The following is a 6,495-nucleotide window of genomic DNA, read 5'->3' as shown; positions in this document are numbered from 1 at the left end:
ACTCATCTCCCCACCCCCCGCCCCCCGCGGGGGGGGGGGGGGGGTTCTTCCCCCCCCGGGGGGGGCGCCCGGGGTAACCCCAAGGCGATGACAGAGTTGTGACGCCGGAAAGCGGTTGAGGCCCGGGTCAGCCGGAGACCTCGGCGTACGCCGCGAGCAGCACCGCCGGGTCCGGGCCCTCCAGCACGGTGGGCTTGGCGATACCGTCCAGGACGATGAAGCGCAGCAGGTCACCGCGGGACTTCTTGTCGACCTTCATGGTCTCCAGCAGCTTGGGCCACTGGTCGCCGCGGTAGGTGAGCGGCAGGCCCACGGCCTCCAGAACGGTGCGGTGCCGGTCGGCCGTGGCGTCGTCCAGACGGCCCGCCAGCCGGCCCAGCTCGGCGGCGAAGACCATGCCCACGGAGACGGCCGCACCATGGCGCCAGTTGTAGCGCTCGTTCTTCTCGATGGCGTGGGCGAGCGTGTGTCCGTAGTTGAGGATCTCCCGCAGCCCGGACTCCTTGAGGTCGCTGGAGACGACCTCGGCCTTGACCCGGATGGAGCGCTCGATGAGCTCGGCGGTGTGCGGACCTGCGGGCGTACGGGCGGCGACCGGGTCCCGCTCGATGAGCTCCAGGATCTCCGGGTCGGCGATGAAGCCCGCCTTGATGACCTCGGCGAGCCCGCTGACGTAGTCGTTGACCGGCAGCGAGTCCAGCGCGGCCAGATCGCACAGCACCCCGGCCGGGGGGTGGAAGGCGCCGACGAGGTTCTTGCCCTCGGCGGTGTTGATCCCGGTCTTGCCGCCGACGGCGGCGTCGACCATGCCGAGCACGGTGGTGGGGACGGCGATCCAGCGCACTCCGCGCAGCCAGGTGGCGGCCACGAATCCGGCGAGGTCGGTGGTCGCGCCGCCGCCGACGCCGACGATCACATCGGTGCGGGTGAAGCCGGTCTGACCGAGCGCCTTCCAGCAGTACGCGGCGACCTCGGCGGTCTTGGCCTCCTCCGCGTTGGGCAGCTGGATCGCGATGGCGTCGTACCCCTGCTCGGCGAGGTCCTGGCGGATCGCCTCACCGGTGCCGGCCAGCGCCTCGGGGTGCAGGACGGCGACGCGCTGGACATGGCCGCGGCGCGGAGCGCCTCCCTTGAGGGTGGTGGTGGGAGACGGGCGGGCGGACGTGCCGATCAGCCCGGGGAGCTCGCCGAGCAGCTGCCGACCGATCAGCACCTCGTACGGTGCGGTGCCCGCGGTGCCTCCGACCTGGATGCGCGTAGGGGTCTCGGCCACAGGGGGTGTCATGCGTTCTTCAGCTCCAGTACGTCCAGGACGGCCTCGGCGACGGCCTCGGGGGTGCGGTCCTCGGTCGACACCACGGCGCGGGCGACCTCGGTGTACAGCGGGCGGCGCTGCTCCATCAGCTCGCGCCAGCGCTGGCGCGGATTGACCGTGAGCAGCGGGCGCGGGGCGTCGAGACCGGTGCGCTTGACGGCCTCGGCGACGCCCATCTCCAGGAAGACGACGGGGAGGCCGGCGAGCAGCGCCCGGGTGCCCTCGTCGAGGACGGCGCCGCCGCCCAGCGCGAGTACGCCCCCGTGCTCGGCGACGGCGGTCCGCACCGCCTGCCGCTCCAGCTCGCGGAAGTGCGGCTCGCCCTCGTCGATGAAGATCTCCGAGATCTCCTTGCCCGCCGTCGCGACGATGTCGGTGTCGGTGTCGCGGAAGGTGGTGCCGAGCCGCTCCGCGAGCACCTGCCCGACGGTGGTCTTCCCGACCCCCATGGGCCCGACCAGCACAACGGCCGGACCCCCGCTGACCCGCGCCGTCAGCCCCGCCGAACTGTTCGCCCCGCCGCGGCAGCGGCTAGTGTCACCGTCGCCCGCTCGGCGAAAGCGCGCGTCATCGTCTGTCTGCCGCCCGGCGGCCTCGCGTGCGTCGCTCACCGGATGGCCAGGTTCTCGAGGAAGCCCCGCACATTGCGGTGGGTCTCGGTGACGGAGTCGCCGCCGAACTTCTCCGCCACCGCGTCCGCCAGGACCAGCGCGACCATCGCCTCGGCGACGATCCCGGCCGCCGGGACGGCACAGACGTCGGACCGCTGGTGATGGGCCTTGGTGGCCTCGCCCGTGGTCACATCGACCGTGGCCAGCGCCCGCGGCACGGTCGCGATCGGCTTCATCGCGGCCCGGACGCGCAGCAGCTCGCCGGTGCTCAGCCCGCCCTCGGTGCCACCGGAGCGGCCCGAGGAGCGCCGGATCCCCTCGTCCGTGGCGAGGATCTCGTCATGGGCCTTGGAGCCGGGCACCCGTGCGAGGTCGAAGCCGTCGCCGACCTCGACGCCCTTGATGGCCTGGATGCCCATCAGCGCACCGGCCAGCCGCGCGTCGAGCCGACGGTCCCAGTGCACATGCGAGCCGAGGCCCACCGGTACGCCGTACGCGATGACCTCGACGACGCCGCCGAGCGTGTCGCCGTCCTTGTGGGCCTGATCGATCTCGGCCACCATCGCCTTGCTCGCGTCCTCGTCCAGGCAGCGCACCGGGTCGGCGTCCAGCTTCTCGACGTCGGAGGGCTTGGGGTAGACGCCGTACGGCGCCTTCGCCGCGGCCAGCTCCACGACATGCGAGACGATCTCGATCCCGGCCGTCTCCTTGAGGTAGGAGCGGGCGACGGTGCCCAGCGCCACCCGGGCGGCGGTCTCGCGGGCGCTGGCGCGCTCCAGGATCGGCCGGGCCTCGTCGAAGCCGTACTTCTGCATCCCGGCCAGGTCGGCATGGCCGGGGCGGGGGCGGGTGAGCGGGGCGTTACGGGCGACTCCCTCGAGGATCTCGGGGTCCACCGGGTCGGCGGCCATGACCTGCTCCCACTTGGGCCACTCCGTGTTGCCGACCATGATCGCGACCGGGGAGCCGAGGGTCAGCCCGTGGCGTACGCCACCGAGGAAGGTGACCTCGTCGCGCTCGAACTTCATCCGGGCACCGCGGCCGTAGCCGAGCCGCCGTCGGGCCAGGGCGTCGGCCACCATGTCGGTGGTGATCGGCACCCCGGCGGGCAGCCCCTCCAGCGTCGCCACGAGTGCGGGGCCGTGCGACTCCCCCGCGGTCAGCCAGCGCAACCTGCTCAACGGTGCTCCCTCATGCGCGTGCCTCGACATCGTGCGGCGCGGCCCGGTCCGCGCGACTCCGGCCCGCACCTCCGATCCTCCCACGACCGGGGCGTCCGCTCGGTTCGTGGTCCATGGGGTGGACGCCCACGGCGCTCCGGGAAGGGTCCGGGGCGGGCCGGACGGGCCCGACGGGGGGCCCGTGGGACGGCTCAGCGGGCCGCCAGCGCCTCGCGCATCGCGGCCAGCGGCGCCGGAGCGCGGCCCGTCATCTGCTCGACCTGGAGCACCGCCTGGTGCACCAGGAGGTCCAGGCCGCCGACCACCGAGCCGCCGCGCGCCGCCCAGGCCGCGGCCAGCGGGGTGGGCCAGGGCTCGTAGAGGACGTCGAAGAGCGCGCCGGGTCGGTCCGGTACGGCCGCGGCGAGCGCGTCGGTGGTGCCCGCGGGGGTGGTGGCGATCACCAGCGGGGCGCGGAGCGCCTCGGCCGCGTCGTCCCAGTCCGCGGTGCGTACCGCGACGCCCAGCCGCTCGCCCCACTGCCGCATCTCGGCGGCGCGGGCCTCGCTGCGGACGTACGCGGTGACCTCGCCGTCGCAGATCCGGGAGAGCGCGGCCAGCGCCGAGGAGGCCGTGGCACCGGCGCCCAGCACGGCGGCGCGCTCCACGCGCCCGATGCCGCGCTCCCGCAGGGCCGCCAGCATGCCGGGGATGTCGGTGTTGTCCCCGCGCCTGCGGCCGTCGTCGCCGAAGACGACCGTGTTGACGGCCTCCACCGAGGCCGCGGTGTCGCTGATCTCGTCCAGCAGCGGGATGACGGCGCGCTTGAGCGGCATGGTCAGGGACAGCCCGGCCCAGGCCGGTCCCGCGTCCTCGCCGAGGTGCTTGAAGAAGTCCGGCAGCCCGGTCTCGTCCACCTCGAAGCGGTCGTACGTCCAGCCGGTCAGGCCCAGTTCGCGGTAGGCGGTGCGGTGCAGCACCGGTGACAGGGAGTGGGCGATCGGCGAACCGAGCACCGCTGCCCTGCGGTTTTCCGACATCTTTCCTCAGCCGTTGTTCGTGCGCTGCTTATTGAACTTGTCGACCCACTTCTGGTGATCCGCGTAGGTCTTGGAGAACTGGCTCGTCTTGCCGTCGAGCGAGACGAAGTAATACCAGCCGTCGCTGGTCGGGTTCATTGCCGCCTTGAGCGCGTCGTGACCCGGATTTCCGATCGGACCGGGCGGAAGTCCCTTGTAGAAGTACGTGTTGTACGGGTTGTCGTACTGCTTGATCTCACTGATCGGGATATCGATCTTGCTCTGGTTCTTGATGTAGTTGTAGGTGGAGTCGAATTCCACCTTGCCGTAGGTCTCGGGATTCGCGGGCTTGAGCCGGTTGTAGACGACCTCGGCCATCTTCCGGAAGTCGTCGTGGGTGACGCCCTCCGCCTGGACCAGGCTGGCCACGCTGATCAGCTGGAGCGGGGACTTCAGGCCCAATTCCTTGGCCTTGCCCTCCAGATCCAGACCGGAGTAGTTCCGATTGGCCTCGGCGACCATCTTCCGCAGTACGTCCGCGGGCTTGGCGCCCTCGCCCACGCTGTAGCGGGACGGGTACAGGAATCCTTCCAGCGGATCCTTGATCTTGCTGTTGTCGTCGGCCCAGGAGGGCAGGCCGAGGTTCTTGGCCTCCTTCTTGGCGACGCCCGCGGTGGTGCCCGCCTTGAGGCCGATCTTCTTGTCGATGGCCGCGTAGATCGTGGCGTCGCGCATGCCCTCGGTGACGATCAGGGCGTTGCTGCTGCTGGGGTCGAGCATCAGCTTGACCGCCGCCGCGCCGGACATCTCCTTGCGCAGGGTGTAGGTGCCCGGCTGGACGAACTTGCCGCTGTCCTCCACGGCATCGACGAAGGCGCCGCTGCTCTTGACCACGCCCTTGTCGGCGAGGATCGAGCCGATCTCGGCGTTGCCGGAGCCGGAGGGAACCTCCACCTCGATCCGGCCGGTGCCCTGGCCGGAGTAGTCGGGTGCGGGGCCGAAGCGGGTCTGCCAGAAGTCGTAGGCGTAGTAGCCGCCTCCGCCGACGGCGCCCACCAGGACGACGGTCACGAAGAGGCAGGCCACGCCGCTGCGGCGCTTCTTGGGCTTGCCCTTCTTGCCGGAGCGCTCGCCGTCCTCGCCGTCGTCGTCCACGTCATCCGCGTCGCCCCGGCCGCCGCCGTCGTTGAAGAACGGATGGTCGTCCTCGTCGTCCGCCTGGAGGGGCGGCTCCTCGGGGGCCTCGCGCTGGCGCGGCACCTGGTGCTCCGCGGGCACCGTGGGCATCTGCTGTGTGCCCTGTTGTCCCTGGTAGGGGTCCTGGCCCGGGTAGGGACCGTCCTGGCCCGGGTAGGGACCGCCCTGGCCGCCATAGGGATCCCGCGGGTCCATCCCGCCGTACGAACCGCCCTGGGCCGGGTAGGGGCCGCCCTGACCGGGGTACTCCTGCGGGTGCCGCTGATGCGGGTAGCCGGCGTCCTGGCCGTCCCACTGGGGCTGCTGATGCTGCTGGGGGTCCTGCGAATAGCCGTGCGGATACTGCTGATGTCCGTAAGGATCCTGGCCGTACGGGCCCTGGCCGTAGGTGCCCTGACCGTACGGATCCTGGGCGTAGGCGTCCTGTGCGTACGGATCCTGTGCGTAGGGGTCCTGGGCGTAGCGGTCCTGGGCGTAGGGATCCTGACCGGCCGCCGCGCGGTCGCCGCTCCACTCCCGGTCCCCGTACAGCGGATCCTCGGGATGCCACGGTTGGGAGCCGGGTCCCCGGCCGTACTCAGTCATCGATCCCCTAGCGACGGAGGTGGTCACCGCTCGGCGTGTTCGTGGCACGGGCGGCGGCGGCCATGCCGCGCGGAACGTTACCGTATCGCGATCAGATGACCACTTCGACGGCTTCCCCCGGAGCCCTCCCGGAGGCCCGCTCGGTCTCCAGCGCGCTCTGCAGGATCACCACGGCCGCCGCCTGGTCAACGACAGAACGCCCTTTCTTGGACGTCATCCCGGAGGCGCGCAGCCCCTGGGAGGCTGTGACAGTGGTCATACGCTCGTCGACGAGCCGTACCGGCACCGGGTTGACCCGCCGCGCCAACTCGCGCGCGAAGGTGCGCACTTTGGCCGCGGCCGGCCCCTCGCGCCCGCTGAGCGAGCGCGGCAGGCCGACCACCACCTCGATCGGTTCGTACTCCTCGACGATCGTCACGAGCCGCTTGTGGGCGGCCGGGATGTCGCGTCCCGGCACGGTCTCCACGGGAGTGGCGAGGATCCCGTCGGGGGGGGGGGGACGGGGCCCCCCTCCCGCGGGGGCCCCCGGGCCGGGGCGGCGCCCCCGACGCCCGGGCCCCCCCCCCCCACTGTGAGCGGGGCCACGCCGCGACGGGCTCGGGGGGCGC

Annotated in this window: 6 protein-coding genes; all 6 read right to left on the bottom strand. The window is 72.1% G+C overall.

Features of this window, described 5'->3' with window-relative positions; all coding sequences use genetic code 11:
• Positions 1 to 127: 127 nt before the first annotated feature.
• Positions 128 to 1,285, bottom strand: a complete 1,158-nt coding sequence (gene aroB, locus ACFXB5_RS09385; RefSeq protein WP_385204499.1) for a 3-dehydroquinate synthase — start codon at positions 1,283 to 1,285, stop codon at positions 128 to 130.
• Positions 1,282 to 1,764: a shikimate kinase gene (locus tag ACFXB5_RS09380; protein WP_201854695.1), complete on the bottom strand. Its 483-nt coding sequence runs from the start codon at positions 1,762 to 1,764 to the stop codon at positions 1,282 to 1,284. The genes aroB and ACFXB5_RS09380 overlap by 4 nt, the downstream gene beginning before the upstream one ends.
• A 158-nt stretch (positions 1,765 to 1,922) precedes the next feature.
• Positions 1,923 to 3,107 (bottom strand): chorismate synthase, encoded by a 1,185-nt coding sequence (gene aroC, locus ACFXB5_RS09375; protein WP_385204496.1) that lies wholly within the window; start codon positions 3,105 to 3,107, stop codon positions 1,923 to 1,925.
• Between the two features lie 191 nt (positions 3,108 to 3,298).
• The gene (locus tag ACFXB5_RS09370) at positions 3,299 to 4,126 is read right to left on the bottom strand and encodes a shikimate dehydrogenase (protein WP_385204493.1); all 828 of its coding nucleotides are present in this window, start codon (positions 4,124 to 4,126) and stop codon (positions 3,299 to 3,301) included.
• Positions 4,127 to 4,132: 6 nt separating this feature from the next.
• The gene (gene mltG / locus ACFXB5_RS09365) at positions 4,133 to 5,887 is read right to left on the bottom strand and encodes an endolytic transglycosylase MltG (protein ID WP_385204490.1); all 1,755 of its coding nucleotides are present in this window, start codon (positions 5,885 to 5,887) and stop codon (positions 4,133 to 4,135) included.
• A 91-nt stretch (positions 5,888 to 5,978) separates the two neighbouring features.
• Positions 5,979 to 6,495 (bottom strand): Holliday junction resolvase RuvX (gene ruvX, locus ACFXB5_RS09360; RefSeq protein ID WP_385204487.1); only part of this gene is annotated, 517 nt, incomplete at its 5' end.

The sequence above is a fragment of the Streptomyces sp. NPDC059455 genome (assembly GCF_042750115.1).
GTDB lineage: Bacteria > Actinomycetota > Actinomycetes > Streptomycetales > Streptomycetaceae > Streptomyces > Streptomyces endocoffeicus.
Note: the sequence above shows the minus strand (reverse complement) of the source record. Positions and strands in the feature narration are given on the sequence as shown.

Bases quoted from the DNA above. Each gene is read 5' to 3' on its own strand.
- aroB (WP_385204499.1), bottom strand. From the start codon at position 1,285: ATGACACCCCCTGTGGCCGAGACCCCTACGCGCATCCAGGTCGGAGGC.
- ACFXB5_RS09380 (WP_201854695.1), bottom strand. From the start codon at position 1,764: ATGGGGGTCGGGAAGACCACCGTCGGGCAGGTGCTCGCGGAGCGGCTC.
- ACFXB5_RS09370 (WP_385204493.1), bottom strand. From the start codon at position 4,126: ATGTCGGAAAACCGCAGGGCAGCGGTGCTCGGTTCGCCGATCGCCCAC.
- mltG (WP_385204490.1), bottom strand. From the start codon at position 5,887: ATGACTGAGTACGGCCGGGGACCCGGCTCCCAACCGTGGCATCCCGAG.